The organism is Monashia sp. HAY1-5C, assembly GCF_056755255.1.
Map to the genome: position 1 here is coordinate 20,496 of NZ_JBPGXG010000013.1, position 18,562 is coordinate 39,057.

At 72.9% G+C, this 18,562-nt stretch carries 21 protein-coding genes; 13 read left to right on the forward strand and 8 right to left on the reverse strand.

Annotation, left to right across the window (positions count from 1 at the left end):
• Positions 1 to 70 precede the first annotated feature (70 nt).
• Both ACR9ZK_RS03540 and ACR9ZK_RS03545 read right to left on the reverse strand, forming a co-directional pair.
• Positions 71 to 760 (reverse strand): class I SAM-dependent methyltransferase, encoded by a 690-nt coding sequence (locus ACR9ZK_RS03540; RefSeq protein ID WP_481340346.1) that lies wholly within the window; start codon positions 758 to 760, stop codon positions 71 to 73.
• Positions 757 to 1,605: a DUF3109 family protein gene (locus tag ACR9ZK_RS03545; protein WP_481340348.1), complete on the reverse strand. Its 849-nt coding sequence runs from the start codon at positions 1,603 to 1,605 to the stop codon at positions 757 to 759. The genes ACR9ZK_RS03540 and ACR9ZK_RS03545 overlap by 4 nt, the downstream gene beginning before the upstream one ends.
• 138 nt (positions 1,606 to 1,743) lie before the next feature.
• Between ACR9ZK_RS03545 and ACR9ZK_RS03550 the strand changes: the two genes are divergently transcribed.
• The 5 genes from ACR9ZK_RS03550 to ACR9ZK_RS03570 all read left to right on the forward strand — a co-directional run bounded on the left by ACR9ZK_RS03550 (position 1,744) and on the right by ACR9ZK_RS03570 (position 5,709).
• The gene (locus ACR9ZK_RS03550) at positions 1,744 to 2,400 is read left to right on the forward strand and encodes a TetR/AcrR family transcriptional regulator (protein ID WP_481340350.1); all 657 of its coding nucleotides are present in this window, start codon (positions 1,744 to 1,746) and stop codon (positions 2,398 to 2,400) included.
• Positions 2,401 to 2,410: 10 nt separating this feature from the next.
• Positions 2,411 to 3,169 carry an ABC transporter ATP-binding protein gene (locus ACR9ZK_RS03555; protein WP_481340352.1) on the forward strand — a complete coding sequence of 253 codons (759 nt, stop codon included), beginning with the start codon at positions 2,411 to 2,413 and terminating at the stop codon, positions 3,167 to 3,169.
• Positions 3,166 to 3,900, forward strand: a complete 735-nt coding sequence (locus tag ACR9ZK_RS03560; RefSeq protein ID WP_481340354.1) for an ABC transporter permease — start codon at positions 3,166 to 3,168, stop codon at positions 3,898 to 3,900. The genes ACR9ZK_RS03555 and ACR9ZK_RS03560 overlap by 4 nt, the downstream gene beginning before the upstream one ends.
• A 65-nt stretch (positions 3,901 to 3,965) precedes the next feature.
• The gene (locus tag ACR9ZK_RS03565) at positions 3,966 to 4,895 is read left to right on the forward strand and encodes a Ppx/GppA phosphatase family protein (RefSeq protein ID WP_481340356.1); all 930 of its coding nucleotides are present in this window, start codon (positions 3,966 to 3,968) and stop codon (positions 4,893 to 4,895) included.
• Positions 4,896 to 4,911: 16 nt separating this feature from the next.
• Entirely contained in the window at positions 4,912 to 5,709 is a 798-nt protein-coding gene (locus tag ACR9ZK_RS03570) for a sugar phosphate isomerase/epimerase family protein (protein WP_481340358.1), read from the forward strand.
• A 54-nt stretch (positions 5,710 to 5,763) separates the two neighbouring features.
• On the opposite strand, the gene ACR9ZK_RS03575 is transcribed toward ACR9ZK_RS03570, so the two are convergent.
• The 3 genes from ACR9ZK_RS03575 to ku all read right to left on the reverse strand — a co-directional run bounded on the left by ACR9ZK_RS03575 (position 5,764) and on the right by ku (position 8,850).
• On the reverse strand, positions 5,764 to 6,492 hold the full coding sequence (locus ACR9ZK_RS03575) for an SDR family oxidoreductase (RefSeq protein ID WP_481340360.1): 729 nt from the start codon (positions 6,490 to 6,492) through the stop codon (positions 5,764 to 5,766).
• 63 nt (positions 6,493 to 6,555) lie between these two features.
• Positions 6,556 to 7,782, reverse strand: coding sequence for an acetyl-CoA hydrolase/transferase family protein (locus ACR9ZK_RS03580; protein ID WP_481340362.1), 1,227 nt, complete (start codon positions 7,780 to 7,782; stop codon positions 6,556 to 6,558).
• Positions 7,783 to 7,875: 93 nt separating this feature from the next.
• Complete coding sequence (gene ku, locus ACR9ZK_RS03585) at positions 7,876 to 8,850, reverse strand: non-homologous end joining protein Ku (protein ID WP_481340364.1); 975 nt, start codon at positions 8,848 to 8,850, stop codon at positions 7,876 to 7,878.
• Positions 8,851 to 8,868: 18 nt separating this feature from the next.
• Between ku and ligD (ACR9ZK_RS03590) the strand changes: the two genes are divergently transcribed.
• Both ligD (ACR9ZK_RS03590) and ligD (ACR9ZK_RS03595) read left to right on the forward strand, forming a co-directional pair.
• Positions 8,869 to 9,816: a non-homologous end-joining DNA ligase gene (gene ligD / locus ACR9ZK_RS03590; RefSeq protein WP_481340366.1), complete on the forward strand. Its 948-nt coding sequence runs from the start codon at positions 8,869 to 8,871 to the stop codon at positions 9,814 to 9,816.
• Positions 9,816 to 10,703, forward strand: a complete 888-nt coding sequence (ligD, locus tag ACR9ZK_RS03595) for a non-homologous end-joining DNA ligase (protein ID WP_481340368.1) — start codon at positions 9,816 to 9,818, stop codon at positions 10,701 to 10,703. Before ligD (ACR9ZK_RS03590) ends, ligD (ACR9ZK_RS03595) begins: the two co-directional genes overlap by 1 nt.
• 131 nt (positions 10,704 to 10,834) lie before the next feature.
• Here the strand turns inward: ligD (ACR9ZK_RS03595) and ACR9ZK_RS03600 are convergent, their stop codons facing one another.
• Both ACR9ZK_RS03600 and ACR9ZK_RS03605 read right to left on the reverse strand, forming a co-directional pair.
• Positions 10,835 to 11,164 carry a histone-like nucleoid-structuring protein Lsr2 gene (locus tag ACR9ZK_RS03600; RefSeq protein WP_481340370.1) on the reverse strand — a complete coding sequence of 110 codons (330 nt, stop codon included), beginning with the start codon at positions 11,162 to 11,164 and terminating at the stop codon, positions 10,835 to 10,837.
• A 240-nt stretch (positions 11,165 to 11,404) separates the two neighbouring features.
• Positions 11,405 to 11,674 carry a hypothetical protein gene (locus ACR9ZK_RS03605; RefSeq protein ID WP_481340372.1) on the reverse strand — a complete coding sequence of 90 codons (270 nt, stop codon included), beginning with the start codon at positions 11,672 to 11,674 and terminating at the stop codon, positions 11,405 to 11,407.
• Positions 11,675 to 11,778: 104 nt separating this feature from the next.
• On the opposite strand from ACR9ZK_RS03605, the gene radA reads away from it, so the two are divergent.
• The 3 genes from radA (at position 11,779) to ACR9ZK_RS03620 (ending at position 15,325) form a co-directional block, all read left to right on the forward strand.
• The gene (gene radA / locus ACR9ZK_RS03610) at positions 11,779 to 13,209 is read left to right on the forward strand and encodes a DNA repair protein RadA (RefSeq protein WP_481340374.1); all 1,431 of its coding nucleotides are present in this window, start codon (positions 11,779 to 11,781) and stop codon (positions 13,207 to 13,209) included.
• Between the two features lie 55 nt (positions 13,210 to 13,264).
• A complete protein-coding gene (gene disA / locus ACR9ZK_RS03615) occupies positions 13,265 to 14,341 on the forward strand; it encodes a DNA integrity scanning diadenylate cyclase DisA (protein ID WP_481340376.1) in 1,077 nt (358 codons plus the stop codon).
• 90 nt (positions 14,342 to 14,431) lie between these two features.
• Positions 14,432 to 15,325, forward strand: a complete 894-nt coding sequence (locus ACR9ZK_RS03620) for an HhH-GPD family protein (RefSeq protein WP_481340378.1) — start codon at positions 14,432 to 14,434, stop codon at positions 15,323 to 15,325.
• 88 nt (positions 15,326 to 15,413) lie between these two features.
• Here ACR9ZK_RS03620 and ACR9ZK_RS03625 read toward each other — a convergent pair whose 3' ends face one another.
• Positions 15,414 to 15,803, reverse strand: coding sequence for a pyridoxamine 5'-phosphate oxidase family protein (locus tag ACR9ZK_RS03625; protein WP_481340380.1), 390 nt, complete (start codon positions 15,801 to 15,803; stop codon positions 15,414 to 15,416).
• 125 nt (positions 15,804 to 15,928) lie between these two features.
• On the opposite strand from ACR9ZK_RS03625, the gene ACR9ZK_RS03630 reads away from it, so the two are divergent.
• From ACR9ZK_RS03630 to ACR9ZK_RS03640, 3 genes are read left to right on the forward strand one after another with little or no spacing between them, the layout of a single operon-like run.
• Positions 15,929 to 16,723 (forward strand): ABC transporter permease, encoded by a 795-nt coding sequence (locus ACR9ZK_RS03630; protein ID WP_481340382.1) that lies wholly within the window; start codon positions 15,929 to 15,931, stop codon positions 16,721 to 16,723.
• Entirely contained in the window at positions 16,716 to 17,597 is an 882-nt protein-coding gene (locus tag ACR9ZK_RS03635) for an ABC transporter permease (protein WP_481340384.1), read from the forward strand. The genes ACR9ZK_RS03630 and ACR9ZK_RS03635 overlap by 8 nt, the downstream gene beginning before the upstream one ends.
• Positions 17,594 to 18,553, forward strand: a complete 960-nt coding sequence (locus ACR9ZK_RS03640; RefSeq protein WP_481340386.1) for an ABC transporter ATP-binding protein — start codon at positions 17,594 to 17,596, stop codon at positions 18,551 to 18,553. Before ACR9ZK_RS03635 ends, ACR9ZK_RS03640 begins: the two co-directional genes overlap by 4 nt.
• Positions 18,554 to 18,562 lie beyond the last annotated feature (9 nt).

Genomic DNA, 18,562 nt, shown 5'->3' on the forward strand with positions numbered 1-18,562 from the left:
GCAGAAATGACCACGACGGCGCCTCGGCGCGGGCTCGAGGCGACGGTCCGACGGCGGTGGGCAGGTCAGGTCAGTAGCGGCGCCACCAGAGGTTGACCGCGTAGTCGACGCCGGTCGCGTCGGGGTGCTCCGCCAGGACGAGGTCGGCGTGCTCCGGCGCGAACTCGATGCCGACGACGGACTCGAAGTCCTCGCGCGAGTCGAAGTCCCAGCGGATGTCGAGGCGCTCGCGGGACCAGCCCCGCCGCTGCCAGAAGCGCTCGACGGCGCGCGGGTCGTAGGACGGCAGCGCCCGCCGGAACCACGTGCCGAAGGTCGAGCGGGTGGCGTCGTTGTCGATGACGAACGCGGCACCGCCGGGGCGCATGACCCGGTCGAGCTCCGCGAGCCCGGGCTCGCAGCCGGGGCCGAAGAAGTAGGACCAGCGGGCGTGCGCGACGTCGAAGGACCCGTCGGGCACCCCGATCGCGGCTGCTGCCTCCTCGCGGACCGAGGCGTTCGGCAGGTGTGAGACCCGTTGCGCCGCAAGGGCGGCCAGCGGCGGGTGTGGTTCCACGCCGACGACCGTCCGCGCGGAACCGGCGAACATCGGCAGGTGGAAACCCGTGCCGCAGCCGATGTCGACGACGTCGCGGTCCGCCCAGTCGAGCACCGAGCGCATGGCCGCCTCGATGACGTGGTCGCGGTCGACGCCGAGGTTCTCGATCTCGTAGACGTCCGGGGAGTCCCAGATGTTGGGGGAGGGGATGACCTCGCTCACCGTGCGGCTCCCGCGTCCCGGCCCGGCGAGCGCGGCGCCGGTCGCAGCCGCTCGCCCTGCGCGTCGAGCGTCGCCGGGTGGACGAGCAGCGGCAGCAGCTTGCGGACGCCACGAGCGCGGACCGCCTTGACCTGGGCCAGGTGCGCCTCGGCGCGGATGACGAGCTCGGCGTACGCCATGGGGCCCATGAGCTCGACGAGCTCGGCCTCGTTGGAGCGGTAGACCGGCTCTCGGCCGACGTGCGCCTCGGGGTTGCCCGAGCAGTACCAGTCGAGGTCGTGGCCGCCCGGGCCCCAGCCACGCCGGTCGTACTCGGTGATCGTCACCTCGAGGTAGCTGGTCTCGTCGGGCAGCACGACGGTGCGGAAGGTTCGGCGGATCGGCAGCTGCCAGCAGACGTCGGGCTTGAGCGTGTGCGGCTGCACGCCGGTGAGCACGGCGTGCTGGTGGAGCGCGCAGCCCACGCCCGCCGGGAACCCCGGACGGTTGAGGAAGATGCAGGCGCCGTCGACGACCCGGGTCTTGCGGGCGCCGTCCTCCTTCTCGGTCCAGTCGTCCTTGTCGCCGGTGGCAGTGCCGACCGAGTGGTACTGCCACTCGTCCTCACCGAGCTCCTCGACGGCCCGCTGGACCCGCTTCCAGTCGGCCTTCTCGGTGAAGTGTGCCCCGAGCGTGCAGCACCCGTCGTCGGGCCGGTCGGCGTAGATGCCGTGGCACCCCGAGCCGAAGATGCAGGTCCAGCTGCTCGTGAGCCAGGTCAGGTCGCACCGGAAGCGCTGTTCGGCGTCCGCCGGGTCGGTGAACTCCACCCAGACGCGAGGCAGGTCAAGGGGTGCTTCGGCCACCGGCACACCCTACGTCCGTCTTCCTCCGGGGCGAACACCCTGTTCGCGTCCGCGTCGGTCCGACGGTGCGCTCCGGCACCCGGGCGAGCGCGAGCACGGTGGTCGCCGAGGGAACCGGTGGGGCCTACCGTGTGGTGCATGACAGCGAGACCGACGCCGCGGGGGAGGGGCCGGCGTCCGGGCGGGGCAGACACCCGCGCCGCCATCGTCGACGCCGCGCGCCGGTCCTTCGCGACGCACGGCTACGACAAGGCGAGCGTGCGTGGCATCGCGCGCGAGGCCGGCGTCGACCCCGCCCTCGTCCACCACTACTTCGACGGCAAGGCGGCCCTGTTCGCCGAGACGCTGTCGGTGCCCGTGGACCCGGCCCGGATCGTCGAGCGCATCCTGGCCGGCGGCCCGGACGGCGTCGGCCGGCGTGTCATCGAGACGTTCCTGGCGGTGTGGGAGCCCGGTGACCGGCGCGACGCCCTCGTGGCGCTGGTGCGCTCGAGCATGACGAGCGAGGACGCGGCCCGGGTGCTGCGCGAGTTCCTCGGCCGCGAGATCTTCGGCCGGGTCGCCGCCGCCTTCGGGCTGCCCGACGTGCAGCTGCGGGGCGGCCTCGTGGCCTCGCAGATCATCGGGCTCGTCGTCATGCGGTACGTCCTGCGCATGCCGGGGGTCGCCGATGCGAGCGTCGAGCAGCTCGTCGAGCGCATCGGGCCCGTCATCGAGCACCACCTGTTCGGCCGCTCGGCACCGGCCGGGGTCGGACCGGCCGAACCCGTTTACAGCGCGGGGGCCGAGGAGTAGATTTCATCGCATGATGAATAACTCGTCGGACCCGGCGGTCGTCGTCCGCGACCTGCGCGTCGTGCGCGGCAAGCGCCTCGTGCTGCCCGGTCTCGACCTCGAGGTGCCCTCGGGCAGGGTCGTCGGGCTGCTCGGCCCCTCCGGCTCCGGGAAGTCCACGCTGATCCGGTGCATCGTCGGCGTGCAGGTCATCGAGTCGGGCACCGTCACCGTCCTCGGGCACCCTGCCGGCTCGGCCCCGCTCCGGGCCGACGTCGGGTACGTCACGCAGACCCCGAGCGTCTACGCCGACCTCACCGTCCGCGAGAACGTCGCCTACTTCGGGCGGGCCGTCGGGCTGCGCGGTCCGGAGCTGCGGGCGGCCGTGCACCGGACCCTCGCCGAAGTCGACCTCGCCTCCCACGCCGACCAGCTCGTCCGCGACCTGTCCGGCGGGCAGGAGTCGCGCGTCTCGCTCGCGGCCGCCCTCGTCGGCCGACCCAGCCTGCTCGTCCTCGACGAGCCGACCGTCGGCCTCGACCCCGTGCTGCGGCGCGACCTCTGGAACCTCTTCCGCGACCTCGCCGAGGCGGGCCACTCCCTCATCGTCTCGAGCCACGTCATGGACGAGGCGACGCGCTGCCACCAGCTCGTCCTCCTGCGCGAGGGACGCGTCCTCGCCGACGTCACGCCGGACGAGCTGCTCGCCCGCACCGGCGCTGCCGACGCCGACGCCGCGTTCCTCGCCCTCATCGACGCCGAGGCCGCGCGCGAGAGGAGCGCGTCGTGAACCCCGGCCTCGCCCTCGCCACCGCCGGACGCGTCCTGCGCCAGGTCCGCACCGACCACCGCACCATCGCCATGATCCTCGTCGTGCCGTGCGTCCTGCTCGGCTTGCTCGCCTGGATCTTCGACGGCACCCCGGTCTTCGACCACATCGGGCCGGCCCTGCTCGGGATCTTCCCGATGATCGTCATGTTCATCGTCACGTCGATCGCCACGCTGCGCGAGCGGCAGTCGGGCACCCTCGAACGCCTGCTCACGACGCCGATGGGCAAGGGTGACTTCATGCTCGGCTACGGACTCGCGTTCGGCGGGCTGGCCATCGTCCAGGGTGTGGTCGCGACGGGCTTCGCGGTGTGGGTGTGCGGCCTCGACGTCGCGGGCCCGCTGTGGCTGCTGCTGGTCGTCGCCCTCGCCGACGCGGTCCTCGGCACCGCGCTCGGTCTGCTCGCGAGCGGCTTCGCGCGCACGGAGTTCCAGGCCGTCCAGTTCATGCCGGCGTTCGTGCTGCCGCAGGCGCTGCTCTGCGGCCTCTTCGTCGCTCGCGACCAGCTGCCGACCCTCCTGTCGTGGATCTCCGACGTCCTGCCGCTGTCGTACGCCGTCGACGCGATGAACGCCATCACCTCGAGCGCCGACGGCACCGGGGACGCGCTGCGGTCCCTCGGCATCGTCGTCGCGTTCATCGTCGGCGCGCTCGCGCTCGGCTCGCTCACCCTCAGCCGCCGCACCCCGTGACCGGTCGCTGCCCGCCCGCTGGGCGGTCCGGAGGGCGCGACCGCGGCCGCCGTTAGGGTGAGGGCATGCGTCTGGGCGTCGTCGACATCGGGTCGAACACGGTCCACCTCCTCGTCGTCGACGCCCACCCCGGAGCCCACCCGCTGCCGGCCTTCTCGCACAAGACCGAGCTGCGCCTGTCCGAGAGCCTCGACCCGCAGGGACGCGTCGACGACGGCACCGCCGACCGGCTCGTCGCGTTCCTGCACGAGTGCCTCGAGGTGGCCGACGACCAGGGCGTCACCGACCTGTTCGCCTTCGCCACGTCGGCCCTGCGCGAGTCGCCGAACGGCGAGGCCGTCATCGACCGGGTGCGCGCCGAGACCGGCATCGACCTCGAGGTGCTGAGCGGCGTCGACGAGGCTCGCATGACGTTCCTCGCGGTGCGACGCTGGTTCGGCTGGTCGAGCGGGCGGGTCCTCGTCGTCGACATCGGCGGTGGCTCCCTCGAGCTGGCGGCCGGTTTCGACGAGGAGCCCGACGTCGCGCTCAGCCTCCCCCTCGGCGCCGGACGGGTGACACGCGAGCAGCTGCCCGGCGACCCGCCCGAGCCCGACGTCGTCCGCCGCGTCCGGTCCGGCATCCGCGCGACGCTCGGCGAGAACGTGCGCCCCCTCCTCACGGGTGGGGTCCCCGACCGCGTCGTCGGCACGTCGAAGACGATGCGCTCGCTGGCGCGGATCGCCGGTGCCGCACCGCGCGCCGAGGGACCGTTCGTGGCGCGGTCGATGACCCGCGGCGACCTCCACGTGATCGGCCAGAAGCTCACCGGTATGGACGTCGCCGCCCGTGCCGCGCTGCCCGGCGTGTCCGAGGGCCGGGCACGCCAGCTGCTCGCCGGGGCCCTCGTCGCCGAGGCTGCGCTCGACCTGCTCCAGGTCGAACGCGTCGAGATCTGCCCCTGGGCGCTGCGCGAGGGGCTCATCCTCCGTCGCCTCGACCACCTCGTCGGGTGATGCCGACAATGGCCGGATGACGATCCGCATCGGGCTGTCGACGTCGTCGGTGTACCCCGGCAACGCCGCCACCGCGTTCGCCACGGCGGCCCGGCTCGGCTACGACTCGGTCGAGGTCATGGTGTGGACCGACCCGGTCACCCGCGAGCCCGGTGCGCTCCGCGCGTTGTCCGAGCTGCACGGCCTGCCGATCGCCTCGGTCCATGCCCCGACGCTCCTGCTGACCCAGCGGGTCTGGGGCACGGACCCGTGGACCAAGATCGACCGGTCGGTCGACCTCGCGCTCGAGGTCGGTGCGCCGGTCGTCGTGCTCCACCCCCCGTTCCGCTGGCAGAAGGACTACGCGGCGGAGTTCGTCGACGGGATCGCCGAGCGGGAGGCCGCGGCCGGAGTCCGGCTCGCCGTCGAGAACATGTACCCGTGGCGCACGGCCCGTCGCGACGTGCTGGCCTACCTGCCGCACTGGGACCCCGTCGACCAGCCCTACGACAGCGTCACCCTCGACCTGTCGCACACGGCCACCGCGGGGTCGGACGCCGTCGCGATGGCCCGCGCGCTCGGCCCACGGCTCGCGCACCTGCACCTCGCCGACGGGCTGGGGTCGTTCAAGGACGAGCACCTCGTTCCCGGGCGGGGGAGCCAGCCGTGCTCCGAGGTGCTCGAGCTGCTCGCCGACGCCGGCTGGTCCGGGGACGTCGTCGTCGAGGTGTCGACGCGCAAGCTGTCGGCCGAGGACCGTGAACTGGACCTCGCCGAGGCGCTCGCGTTCGCCCGGCTGGCCACCGTCCCGACGCGTGGTGCCAGCCGCATCTGACACCTGGCGCGCGGCGGGAACGACGTGCCGGCACGGCGCCCGCCGGCCGGACCGTCAGGCGGTGAACCCGCGGGGACGGACGCTGATGCTGTCGACGTTGGCGCGCGGACCCGCCTCGAGCGCGAGCCGCACCGCGGCGACGACCGACTCGACGTCGAGGTAGCGCTGCGGGTCGTAGTCGGCGCCCTCGAAGGAGACGAGCTCGTGCTGCATGTCGGTGTCGACGCGTCCTGGGTGCACCGACGTGACCCGCACCCCGTTGCCGCGCTCCTCCTCACGCAACGCGTCGGTCAGGGCGCGCAGCGCGAACTTCGATGCGGCGTAGGCGCCCCCGCCCCGCGAGCTCGTGAAGCCGGAGCCCGAGTTGAGGGCCACGACGCGTCCCCGAGCGGTCCGCAGGGCGGGCAGCAGGACACGCGTCACCGCAGCGACGGCCACGACGTTGACGGTGAGCGACTCCACCCAGTCCGAGACCGGCGCCTCGGCCACCGTGCCGCTGCGCAGGATGCCCGCCGAGTGGACGAGGACGTCGACGCGCGGCAGGCGGACCGCGAGGTCGGTGAGCGCCGCGTCGAGCGAGCCCCCCGGTGCGCAGTCGGCCAGGTCGGCGACCAGCCCCTCGGCAGAAGGCAGCTCGCCGACGACGCGGCCGACCGACTCGGTGCTGCGGCCACCCACGACGACGTGGTGGGTGGGTGCGAGGTCGCGGACGACGGCGAGGCCGATGCCGCGGGTGCCCCCGGTGACGACGGCGACGGGACGGGAGGCGTCGGTCTGGCTCATGCGGCCCACCCTAGGGTCGCCGGTCCCGCGCGGTCGGGCCTCCCGGCCCGAGGGGTGGTCGGCTCACGTGAGGCCGAGCGCGTGCGCCTCCTCCCAGAGGTCGTCGCGGACGCGGGGATGGGCGCAGTTCTCGATGATGTCGTGACACTGCTCGCGCTCGCTGCGGCCCCACAGCGCCGCGACGCCGTGCTCGGTGACGAACGCGCTCTGCTGGAAGCTCGTCACCGGCTCGTCGACGAGGGGCACGACCGTCGAGCAGTCCGCCCTCGGGTGCCACGACCGGAGCGCGATGAAGGACTGGCCGCCTGGCGAGTGCAGCGCCCCGACGATGAAGTCGGTCTGCCCCCCGAACCCGGAGTGGATGCGGGCGTCGATGCGTGAGGCGTTGGCCTGCCCGAACAGGTCGACCTCGAGGGCCGTGTTGACCGAGGTCATCCGACGCTGCTGGGCGATGAGCCCGGGGTCGTTGGTCTTCTCGGTCCGCAGCATCCGGACCCTCGGGTTGCGGTCGAGCCAGTCGTAGAGGTCGGGTGAGCCGAAGACGAACGAGGTCACGAGCGGGTGGTCACGGTCGAGCGCCCCCGCTGCGTCGAGGGCGAGGATGCCGTTGGAGAACATCTCGGTCCACACGCGCAGGTCCCGGCGCCCGACGAGGGCCTCGAGAGTGGCGTCGGGAACGGCACCGATACCGAGCTGCATCGTCGCGCCGGCCGGGACCATCGAGGCGACCATCCGTCCGATGGCCGCGCTGTCGGCGTCCGGCGGCACCGGCACGTGCGCGGCCAGCGGCGCGTCGACCTCGACGGCGAGGTCGACGTGCTCGACGGGCACCTGGGCGTCGCCGAACGTGTACGGCATCCGCGGGTTGAGCACGGCGACGACGAGCCCACCCCGGGCGCGACACGCCTCGATCGCGGCCGGCAGCACGTTGACCTCGACCCCGAGGCTGACCTGCCCGTCGACCGGCGGCGCGCAGTGCACGAGGACGACGTCGGGCGGCAGCGACCGCCGGTAGAGCAGCGGCACGAGGGAGAGCCGCGAGGGCACGTACCGCAGGTTCGGGTGGCGACGCATGCCCGGGCCGACAAAGCACGTCTCGACGGTGACCCCGTCCCGCTCGGGCAGCCCCTTCGGCGCGTTGAGCGCGTGGAGGACGTAGGCCGGCACGGCCTCGTCGACCGCCTGCACGGCCTCTAGCGGGATGGCCATGTTGCCGCTCGTGACGATGCGCGGGTTGTCCGGCAGGCCACGAAGACGCTTCTGGAGCTCCTCGACGGTGACGATCTGCACGCGTTCATCCTCCCGCCGGCGGCGGCTCGGCAGAGCTCCAGCCGACCCGTGGGGTAGTGAGATGGGTCTCGTCCGACGCGGCGGCCAGGCTGGTCAGCTGGCCTTGCGCGAGGCCTTCTTCGCGGCGGACTTCTTCGCGGTCGACGCCTTCTTCTCGCCCGCCTTGGTGGCGGACTTCTTCGCCGCGGCCTTCTTGGCGCCCTTCCCGGCGCCGGACGTCCCACCGGCCTCGGCCTCGTCGGCCTCGTCGGCCGTCCCTGCTGCGGACGACGCGCCACCGCCCGCCCCGCCGCGCGAGGCCTTGGCCCGGTCGACGCTGCGCTGCAGGGCCGCGAGCAGGTCGACGACCTCGGTCTCCTCCTCGGCGCGCTGCGGCGTCTCCTTGAGCTCGCCGCCCTCGATCTTGGAGGACACGAGCGCCTCGACGGCCTCCGAGTAGTCGTCCTCGAACTCGTCGGGCTCGTAGTCCCCGGAGAGCGAGTCGACGAGCGAGGACGCCATGGCCAGCTCCTTCTGCGTGGCGTGCGTGTCCTCCGACAGCGACTCGAACTCCGGCTTGCGCACCTCGTCGGCCCACAGCAGCGTCTGCAGGACGATGACGCCCTCGCGGACCCGGAGCACCGCGAGGGTCATGCGGGTGCGGATCGAGACGGTGACGAGGGCCATCCGGTCGGCCTTCTCCAGAGCGTCACGGAGCAGCACGTAGGGCTTGAGGCCGGTCTTGTCCGGCTCGAGGTAGTAGCTCCGGTCGAAAAGGAGCGGGTCGATCTGCTCGGAGGGGACGAACTTCTCGATCGAGATCTCCTTGGACGAGCGTGAGGGAAGGCTCTTCATGTCCTCGTCGGAGAGCACGACCATCTGGCCGTCGGATGTCTCGTATCCCTTGGCGATGTCCGAATACGGGACTTCCTCGCCGTCGATTGCGCAGACGCGCTGGTACCGGATTCGTCCACCGTCCTTCTCGTGGACCTGGCGGAACTGCACGTCGTGGTTCTCCGTGGCCGAGAACAGCCGGACCGGCACATTGACCAGTCCGAACGACACGGCGCCCTTCCAGATGGCTCGCATGGGAACAAGAATGCACCCATGCGCCCCATGCTCGCGACGCCCGCGTCGACCATTCCGACCGGGAACACGTGGCGGCACGAGGTGAAATGGGACGGGATGCGCGTCCTGGCCGACGTCTCGGACGGCCGGCTGCGGCTGTACTCACGCACCGAGCGCGACGTCACCGTCGCCTTTCCGGAGCTGCAGGGGCTGCGCTCGGAGTACGCCGACATGCTCCTCGACGGCGAGATCGTCTCCATGCGCGGCGGGGTCCCGTCGTTCGCCGCGATGGCCGAGCGCTTCCACGTCACCGACGTGCGGCGGGCCGCCCGGCTCGCCGAGGAGGCGCCGGTGACCCTCATGGCCTTCGACCTGCTGCGGCTCTACGGCGTCGACCTGCTCGGCCGCCGGTGGAGCGACCGGCGCTCGACGCTCGAGCGGCTGGAGCTGTCGACCGCCCGCTGGCAGACCCCGCCGACCTTCGCCGACGGCGTCGCGCTGCACGACGCGACCCGCGAGCAGGGACTCGAGGGTGTCGTCTCCAAGCGGGTCGACTCGGCCTACCTGCCCGGCGTCCGGTCCGCCGCCTGGCTCAAGTCGCCGCACCGCGGCACGGTGTCGGTGGTCATCGGCGGGTGGCGCCCCGAGGCGGCCGGGTCCGGGTCGCGCCGGCTCGGTTCGGTGCTCGTCGGCGTCCCGGCGTCCGGCGGCCTGCGCTACCTCGGCCGCGTCGGCGCCGGGCTGGCCGGGCGCAGCGGGCAGGCGCTGCTGCGCGACCTGACGCCCCTGGCGTCGGCCGACTCGCCCTTCGGGACGGACGTGCCCCGTGAGGACGCCGACGGCGCGACGTGGGTGCATCCCGTGCTCGTCGCCGACGTCCAGTCGCTCGGCCTGAGCGGGCAGGGCCGGCTGCGCCAGCCGGCGTTCAAGGGGCTGCGCACCGACCTGACGCCGGGTGACGTCGACGACGCCGTCGAGGGGGAGTGATGCCGGTCGAACCGCCGAAGGTCACCGTCGAGGTCGAGGGGCGCCGGATACGTCTGTCGAGCCTCGAGAAGGTCATGTACCCGGCCACCGGGACGACGAAGGCGCAGGTCATCGACTACTACGCGCGCGTCGCCCCGGTGATCCTGCCGCACCTGCGCGACCGCGCCGTGACCCGCATCCGCTACCCCCACGGCGTCGGGGACATGCAGTTCTTCGAGAAGAACATCCCCGCCGGGACCCCGTCATGGATCCGGCGTGCCGGCCGGGACCCGGTGTTCCCGCTCGTCGACGACCTCGCCGGCCTGACGTTCTTCGCCAACCTCAACTCCCTCGAGCTGCACGTGCACCAGTGGAGGTACGAGGGCGAGGGCCGCGACGCGGTGGCCCGCAACCCCGACCGGCTCGTCATCGACCTCGACCCGGGCCCCGGCACGGGCCTGCCCGAGTGCGCGCACGTCGCGCTCGTCGTGCGTGAGCGTCTGGGCGCCATCGGCCTGGACACGGTCCCGGTCACGAGCGGCAGCAAGGGCATGCAGCTGTACGCGGTCCTACCGGGCGAGCACACGAGCGACGCCATCCGCGACACCGTCCAGCAGCTGGCCCAGGAGCTGAGCAAGAAGCACCCCGACCTCGTGGTGTGGAAGATGGCCAAGGAGCTGCGCGACGGCAAGGTCTTCCTCGACTGGAGCCAGAACGTCGCCGCCAAGACCACGGTCTGCCCGTACTCGCTCCGGGGCCGGGAGCGGCCGACGGCGGCGTGCCCGCGCTCGTGGGACGAGGTCGAGGCCGGTGCGGACGGCGGCACCTTCGAGCAGCTGCGGATGGAGGAGGTCGTCGAGCGGGTGGCCTCCGACGGCGACCTCGCCGCCTCGATCACCAGCGCCTGACACATGCCTGGTACCGGCCTGCCGCATGCCTGACACCGGCCCGCCGCCGGGTCTGACGCCGGCCGGGACGCGCGAGGGCCCGGCACCGTCGGGTGCCGGGCCCTGCTGGAGCCGTGAGGCGACCGGTGGCGTCAGTGCGCCTTGTCGTAGGCCTCCTGGACCTCGGCCGAGATGCGGCCGCGGTCGGAGACCTGGTGACCGTTGGCCCGGGCCCACTCGCGCACCGCGCCGAGGTCGCGCTTGGGGGACCCGCCCCCGCGTCGCTTGGTCGCCGCGCGCGAGGCGCCGCCGCTGCGTCGCGCGTGGCCGACCCACGAGGCGAAGTCCTCGCGCAGCTTCTTCGCGTTCTGGTCGGACAGGTCGATCTCGTACGTCACGCCGTCGAGGGCGAACGTCACGGTCTCGTCGGCGTCACCCTGGTCGATGTCGTCGATGAGTCTCACTTCGACACGCTGAGCCATGTTTCTCCGTCTTCAGATGATGGGTTGTTCTGGAGGGGAAATGCATGCCCGCCGTGGCGGGCAGGATCAATTTACCGCTCCCGGTCCCGAAATGCATTTTCCGCGGGGGAAATGAGGCCCTGAATGGCGGTGAATTGCCGAAACGTGACCTTTCAGGTCGCCTCGTCGTTGTGTGTGGCCGCCTCGGGCGAATGCCGATCGGGGCTGTTCCCGGAAGACCGCATTCTCTGAATGGCCGTGTCAGTGGTCGACGCGGTCGGTGCCCGAACCCTCCCCGGCACGAGGTCCATTCACGTCGTGCGAGGCGTCGGAGGAAATGTCCGAGAGCCCCTCGCCGGTCCGGTCGAGGCGCTGGGCCCGTTCACGGCGGTCGTGCTCGGCCTCCCATTTCGCCTGGGCGAGGCGCTCACGCCGGTCGCCCTCGAGAATGGTCTTGATGAGGAAATAGAACAGCGTGGCCACACCGATCGTCGGCACGACGGCGAGCACGTACGGCATGACCGACTCCATGCCTCCAGTCTCGCACGCACGTGAGAGGGCCTCGGCCTCGCCACCGGCCGGTCTTCCGGCCGGCCTTCCGGCCGGTGTCGGTCCCGGGCCCTACGGTCGTCGCCATGGCATCCAGGACCGTGACGAGATCGTCGACGACGGGCCGACGCGCGCCCGGGTACCGCTGCGCGGAGTGCGGCTGGACCACCGTCAAGTGGGTGGGGCGGTGCGGCGAGTGCCAGGCCTGGGGGGCCGTGGCCGAGGTCGGCGCCACGACGGCGCGCACCGCGGCGGCGTCCGTCGTCGACCCGGCGCCGCGGATCGGCGACGTCGACGTCACCCAGGCAGCCGCGCGCCCCACCGGGGTGGCCGAGTTCGACCGGGTCCTCGGCGGCGGCCTCGTGCCCGGGGCGGTCGTCCTCGTCGCCGGCGAGCCCGGCGTCGGCAAGTCGACGCTGCTGCTCGACGTCGCGGCGCGCGCGGCCCGCTCCGGCGCCGAGGTCCTCTACATCAGCGGGGAGGAGTCGGCCCCGCAGGTGCGGGCTCGGGCCGGGCGGATCGAGGCGCTCGCCGACAGCCTGTACCTCGCGGCCGAGACCGATCTCGGCACCGTCCTCGGGCACGTCGAGGCGCGCGCGCCGCAGCTGCTCGTCGTCGACTCGGTCCAGACCGTCGCCAGCGCCGACGTCGAGGGCCAGCCGGGCAACGTCTCCCAGGTCCGCGAGGTCGCCGCGAGCCTCATCCAGGCCGCCAAGTCCCGGGGCATGGCGGTGCTGCTGGTCGGCCACGTCACCAAGGACGGCTCCATCGCCGGGCCGCGCGTGCTCGAGCACCTCGTCGACGTCGTCGTCCAGTTCGAGGGCGACCGCCACTCGCGGCTGCGGCTCGTGCGCGCGGTCAAGAACCGGTACGGCCCCACCGACGAGGTCGGCTGCTTCGACCTGTCCGACGTCGGCATCGTCGGGCTGCCCGACCCGAGCGGCCTGTTCCTGTCGAGCCGCGACCACGCCGTGGCCGGCACGTGCGTCACTGTGACCCTCGAGGGTCGGCGACCCCTCGTGGCCGAGGTTCAGGCGCTCGTCGCGCCGTCGCCGCTGCCGTCGCCACGTCGCACGTCGAGCGGGCTCGACGCGTCGCGCCTCGCGATGGTCATCGCCGTCCTGGACAAGCGCGCCGGCGCGCCGGTCGGCTCCCGCGACATTTTCGCCGCCACCGTCGGCGGCGTCCGCATCACCGAGCCCGCCGCCGACCTCGCCATCGTGTGCGCCGTCGCGTCGTCGGTCGTCGACCAGCCGCTCGCCCCCGACGTCATCGCCCTCGGCGAGGTCGGCCTCGCCGGCGAGGTCCGGCGCGTCACCGGTCTCGACCGCCGCCTGTCCGAGGCTGCCCGTCTCGGTTTCCGGCACGCGCTCGTGCCCGCGGGCAGCCTCGCCGATACGACCGTGCCGCAAGGCCTCCGGGCCGTCGAGGTCTCCGACGTGCCTCGCGCCATCGAGGCCATCGGACGCCTTGCCGGTGACCGGACAGCGGGGGCGCATGCTCTCGGCACCGTCTAGACTGCGACCGACCGGGGTCGACGCGATGGGCTCGCCCCACGCTGACAGGGACGTGATGGACCGGAACGACGAGCTGCTGCTGCGCGCGGCCCTCGCCGCGGTGGCCCCCGGGACCGAGCTGCGGGACAGCCTCGAACGGATCCTGCGTGGACGCACCGGCGCCCTCATCGTGCTCGGCTTCGACCGTGTCGTCGAGTCCATCTGCACGGGTGGGTTCGCCCTCGAGGTCGAGTTCTCCGCCACCCGTCTGCGCGAGCTGTGCAAGATGGACGGCGCCGTCGTGCTCGACCGCGAGGGGGCGCGCATCCTGCGGGCGGCGACCCAGCTGGTCCCCGACTCCAGCATCGAGACCACCGAGTCGGGCACCCGGCACCGCACCGCCGAGCGGGTCGCCAAGCAGACCGGGTTCCCCGTCATCTCGGTGAGCCAGTCGATGGGCGTCGTCGCGCTGTACGTCGGCAACCGCCGCCACGTCATCGAGGGCTCGCCGACCACGCTGTCGCGCGCCGACCAGGCGCTGCAGACCCTCGAGCGCTACAAGGCGCGCCTCGACGAGGTCACCGGCACGCTGTCGGCCCTCGAGATCGAGGACCTCGTCACCGTCCGCGACGTCACCGCGGTGCTCCAGCGCCTCGAGATGGTCCGGCGCATCTCGGCCGAGATCCAGGACTACGTCGTCGAGCTCGGCACCGACGGCCGCCTGCTCAGCCTTCAGCTCGAGGAGCTCGTCGGCGGCCTCGGCAACGACCGTGAGCTCGTCATCCGCGACTACCTGCCGGCGACGAAGTCCGACCTCACGCTCGAGGAGGCGCTGGCCAACCTCGAGTCGCTCAACTCCGTCGAGCTGCTCGACCTGTCGGCCGGTGCCCGGGCCGTCGGGTTCACCGTCGTCGGCGACAGCCTCGACGCACCGGTCAGCCCGCTCGGCTACCGGCTGCTGACCAAGGTCCCGCGTCTGCCGAGCGCCATCGTCGAGCGCCTCGTCGTCCACTTCGAGTCGCTGCAACGGCTGCTCGCGGCGGGCATCGAGGACCTCATGCTCGTCGACGGCGTCGGTGAGGGCCGCGCCCGCGCGGTCCGGGAGGGGCTGTCGCGCCTGGCCGAGTCCAGCATCCTCGAGCGCTACGTCTGACACGCTGCCCGCCCGGCGCACCGGAGTCGTCCCCTTGCTCTCGCCGCGGTGCTGACCAGTGACGTCGGCGCGGGCGCCTACGATGCGTCGGTGCCCGCCTCACCCGTCGCCACGCCGCTGCTCCACGAGCGCGTCAACGCCTGGTACGCCGAGGCCGGCCGCAAGGAGCTGCCCTGGCGGGCGCCGGACTGCACCCCGTGGGGCGTGTTCCTGTCCGAGGTGATGTCGCAGCAGACGCCGCTCGGCCGGGTCGAGCCGATCTGGCGGGAGTGGATGGAGCGCTGGCCGACGCCCGCCGCGCTCGCCGCCGCGGCGCCCGGTGACGCCGTGCGCGCGTGGGGCCGGCTCGGGTACCCCCGGCGCGCGCTGCGGCTGCACGAGGCCGCCACGGCCATGGTCGACCGGCACGCCGGGCAGGTGCCGGGCACGCCCGAGGAGCTGTTGGCGCTGCCCGGAGTCGGCGCCTACACGGCCGCCGCCGTCGCGTGCTTCGCCTTCGGCCTGCCGGAGGTCGTCGTCGACACCAACGTGCGCCGCGTCCTGGCCCGGGCCGTGGAGGGCAAGGCCTTGCCCAACCTCACGCTCAACCGGGCCGAGACACGCCTGGCCGCCGACTCCCTGCCGGCCGACCGCACCACCGCGACGACGTGGAACGTCGCCGTCATGGAGCTCGGTGCGCTCGTCTGCGTAGCGCGCGGACCTCGCTGCGGGGAGTGTCCGGTCGCCGACCTCTGCGCCTGGAACCTCGCCGGTCGGCCGGCCCACGACGGGCCGCCGCGGCGCGGACAGGCCTGGCACGGCACCGACCGACAGGTCCGCGGCGAGCTGCTGCGGCGGCTGCGCGAACGGCACGTCGCCGTCGCGCTCGACGACCTCACCGGCAGCGGCCCGGACCTCGCCCAGGTCATGCGGTGTCTCGACTCCCTCGTCGCCGACGGACTCGTCGAGCCGCTCGCCGAGCACCGCTACCGCCTCCCCGCCTGACCGGGACCCGACGGGCCGAGCCCGCGCCTCGGCGCTGCAGGCACGCCCTGCCGGTGGCTGACCGTCGTCGCCACCGAGGCGCGGCGGGTCAGACGTTGCCGAGGACGCGGTCCACGTGGATCTCCACGACCACCCGCTGCGGGTTCGGACGCGGCTGCCGGTAGCGGGCCGCGTACCGACGCACGGCGTCGGCGACCGCGGGCGGCTCGTCGACGACGCGCGCCGTGCCCTCGAGCGTCAGCCAGTGGCGCCCCTCCACCTGGCAGAGCGCGACGCGCCCGCCGCGGGCCGCGTTGACGGCCTTCTGGCTCGTGCGGCTCGTGATGACCCGCGCCACGAGAGCCTCGGTGTCCCAGGTGAACCCGACCGGCGTCACGTGTGGCGAGCCGTCGCGACGCGTGGTGGTGAGGGTCGCGAGGTGCCGCACGGTGAGGAACTCGACGGCAGCCGGCGTCAGGTCGCGGGGGGAGCGTGGCACGGGCCCACGCTAGAGGAGCGGAGTCCGGTCGCACGCCGCAGGTTGCCCGCGCGGCCCGGGACTTGTAGCGTCGCCCCTTGCGCCACGGGCCGGGTGAGCTGGTTCGAAGGGGGTCTCGACGCGTCATGAGGACGTTCTGGCTGCTCGTCCGCGCCGGTTTCCGGCGTCATTCGACGTACCGTCTCGCGCTGCTGGCAGGCATGACGACCAACTCGGTCTTCGGGCTCATCCGAGCCTCGATCGTGCTCGCGGCCATCGCCTCGGCCGGCTCGGCGATCGGTGGGTACGACGCGCCGACGGCAGTCGCGTTCGTGTGGTGGGGGCAGGCACTGCTCGGCACGGTCAACCTCTGGGGCTTCCAGGAGGTCGGCCAACGGGTGCGCACGGGCGACATCGCGGTCGACTTCCTGCGCCCCATCGACCCCCAGCTCGCCTACCTCGCAGCCGATCTCGGCAGGGCCGGCATCAACCTGCTGGCCCGTGGTGCCCCGGCGCTGCTCATCGGCGCCCTGCTGTTCGACCTGGCCTGGCCGGACGGCGCGGTGACCTGGCTGGCCGGGCTCGGGTCGGTCGTCCTCGCCGTCGTCGTGGCCTTCGCGGGAAGCTTCGTCGTCAACCTCCTCGCCTTCTGGCTCGTCGAGGTGCGCGGAGTGCGTCTGCTCTACATGATCACCGGCGGCCTCCTGTGCGGTCTCTACGTGCCGGTGCCGTGGTTTCCCGGCTGGCTGCGGACCATCGCCCAGTGGTCGCCGTTCCCGTCCATGCTGCAGAACCCCATCGACATCCTCGCCGGTCGCGTGACGGGGTCGCAGGTCCTGCCCACCCTGGCCGGCCAGGTGTTCTGGGCGGTCGCGCTCGTCGCGCTGGGCCAGGTCGTCATGCGGGCCGGTCGCCGTCGGCTGGAGGTGCAGGGTGGCTGAGCTGACGAGCGCCCCGAAGACGGGCCGGCCCTCGAGGGGTCGCGCGGCGTCGCACCCGGCCGCGAGCGCGGTCGGGAACCGGCTGCGCCCCTACCGCGTCCTGCTCGCCTCGCGGGCCCGCGCACAGATGCAGTACCGGACCTCGTTCGCCACCGACGTGCTCGGGACGCTGGGAGCCGGGCTGGCCGAGTTCGCCGAGGTGTGGGTCATCTTCCACAACGTCGACGTGCTCGGCGGTCTCGACTTCACCGCCGCGCTGCTCGTCTTCGCGTTGTCCAACCTCGCGTTCGCGGTCGCGGACATGCTCGTGGGCCACCTGGACCAGCTGCCGACCTACATCCGGGCCGGACAGGTCGACGCCTTCTACGTGCGCCCCCTGCCGCTGCTCGCCCAGCTGGTGACGAGCGACCTGTCCCTGCGCCGGGTCGGGCGGATGTCGGTGGCGGTCGTGGCCCTCGCCGTCGCCCTGAGCACTGCCTCGATCTCGTGGTCCTGGGCGACCGTCGCGCTCCTCGTCCTCACCGTCGTCAGCGGCACGGCGATCTTCGCGGCCCTCTTCACGACGGCCGGCGGTCTGCAGTTCTTCCTCGTCGACGGGTCCGAGTTCACCAACGCGTTCACCTACGGCGGCTCCTACGCGGCGCAGCAGAGCCAGCAGGTGTTCCCGGACCTGCTGCGGATCTTCTGGCTGTTCGTCGTCCCGACGGCGTTCGTCGCCTACGTGCCGGCGGTCGCCATCCTCGACCTGGGGGGCGACCACCTCGCCCCGACGTGGCTCGCCTGGTGCACGCCGCTGGCGGCACTCTTCGCGTGGGCCGTCGCGGCCCTCTGCTGGCGGCTCGGCACTCGTCACTACCAAGGAGCAGGCGGATGAGCATCATCGAGACCCGTGACCTCGTGCGCGACTTCAGACGCACCCGCGCGGTCGACCACCTGTCGTTCACGGTCGAGCCCGGCGAGTCGGTGGGCTACATCGGCGCCAACGGCGCGGGCAAGTCGACGACGATCAAGATGCTGACCGGCATCCTCAAGCCCACCTCGGGTCACGTCCGCACGTGCGGCTTCGACCCGATGCGTCAGCGGGTGGAGGTCGCGCGACGCGTCGGCGTCGTCTTCGGCCAGCGCTCCCAGCTGTGGTGGGACCTGCCGCTGCGCGAGTCCTTCACGATCCTCGCCGCCATCCACCGGCTCGAGGACTCCCGCGCCCGCGCCCGGACCGACGTGCTCGTCGAGCAGCTGGAGATGGGAGCGGAGCTCGGCACGCCGGTGCGATCGCTCTCGCTGGGGCAGCGGATGCGGGCGGAGATCGCCGCCGCCCTCCTGCACTCGCCCGACCTGCTCGTGCTCGACGAGCCGACGATCGGGCTCGACGTGCTGTCCAAGCAGCGGCTGCGCGAGTTCCTCGTCGGCGAGCGGCTGGAGCACGGCACGACGCTGCTGCTCACGACCCACGACATGGGTGACATCGAGCGCCTCTGCGACCGTGTGCTCGTCGTCGACCACGGCCGCCTGGCCTTCGACGGCACGCTGCCGGGCCTCGCCGCGACGGTCGGCGCCCAGCGGCTGCTCGTGCTGGACCTGGCCCAGCCGACGCCCGACCTGCAGACCGTCCCCGGAGCGACGCTCGTGGCGAGCGAGTCCGAGGGCCTGCGGCAGCGCCTGTCGTTCGACCCGGCCAGGACGACGGCGGCGGCCGTGCTCGCCCACGTGTCGGCGCGCCACGACGTTCGGGACCTGACCATCGAGGATCCCGACATCGAGGACGTCGTGCGCCGGATCTATGCGGCGTCGGGCCGCCGTGAGCGGGGGGTCGCGGGCGCCGACCGCTGACCGCGGCTC

What these genes read in the sequence shown, in the direction of transcription:
- ACR9ZK_RS03550 (WP_481340350.1), top strand. Translation starts at nt 1,744, where the DNA reads ATGACAGCGAGACCGACGCCGCGGGGGAGGGGCCGGCGTCCGGGCGGG.
- ACR9ZK_RS03555 (WP_481340352.1), top strand. Translation starts at nt 2,411, where the DNA reads ATGATGAATAACTCGTCGGACCCGGCGGTCGTCGTCCGCGACCTGCGC.
- ACR9ZK_RS03565 (WP_481340356.1), top strand. Translation starts at nt 3,966, where the DNA reads ATGCGTCTGGGCGTCGTCGACATCGGGTCGAACACGGTCCACCTCCTC.
- ACR9ZK_RS03570 (WP_481340358.1), top strand. Translation starts at nt 4,912, where the DNA reads ATGACGATCCGCATCGGGCTGTCGACGTCGTCGGTGTACCCCGGCAAC.
- ACR9ZK_RS03575 (WP_481340360.1), bottom strand. Translation starts at nt 6,492, where the DNA reads ATGAGCCAGACCGACGCCTCCCGTCCCGTCGCCGTCGTCACCGGGGGC.
- ku (WP_481340364.1), bottom strand. Translation starts at nt 8,850, where the DNA reads ATGCGAGCCATCTGGAAGGGCGCCGTGTCGTTCGGACTGGTCAATGTG.
- ligD (WP_481340366.1), top strand. Translation starts at nt 8,869, where the DNA reads ATGCGCCCCATGCTCGCGACGCCCGCGTCGACCATTCCGACCGGGAAC.
- ligD (WP_481340368.1), top strand. Translation starts at nt 9,816, where the DNA reads ATGCCGGTCGAACCGCCGAAGGTCACCGTCGAGGTCGAGGGGCGCCGG.
- ACR9ZK_RS03600 (WP_481340370.1), bottom strand. Translation starts at nt 11,164, where the DNA reads ATGGCTCAGCGTGTCGAAGTGAGACTCATCGACGACATCGACCAGGGT.
- ACR9ZK_RS03605 (WP_481340372.1), bottom strand. Translation starts at nt 11,674, where the DNA reads ATGGAGTCGGTCATGCCGTACGTGCTCGCCGTCGTGCCGACGATCGGT.
- radA (WP_481340374.1), top strand. Translation starts at nt 11,779, where the DNA reads ATGGCATCCAGGACCGTGACGAGATCGTCGACGACGGGCCGACGCGCG.
- disA (WP_481340376.1), top strand. Translation starts at nt 13,265, where the DNA reads ATGGACCGGAACGACGAGCTGCTGCTGCGCGCGGCCCTCGCCGCGGTG.
- ACR9ZK_RS03630 (WP_481340382.1), top strand. Translation starts at nt 15,929, where the DNA reads ATGAGGACGTTCTGGCTGCTCGTCCGCGCCGGTTTCCGGCGTCATTCG.
- ACR9ZK_RS03640 (WP_481340386.1), top strand. Translation starts at nt 17,594, where the DNA reads ATGAGCATCATCGAGACCCGTGACCTCGTGCGCGACTTCAGACGCACC.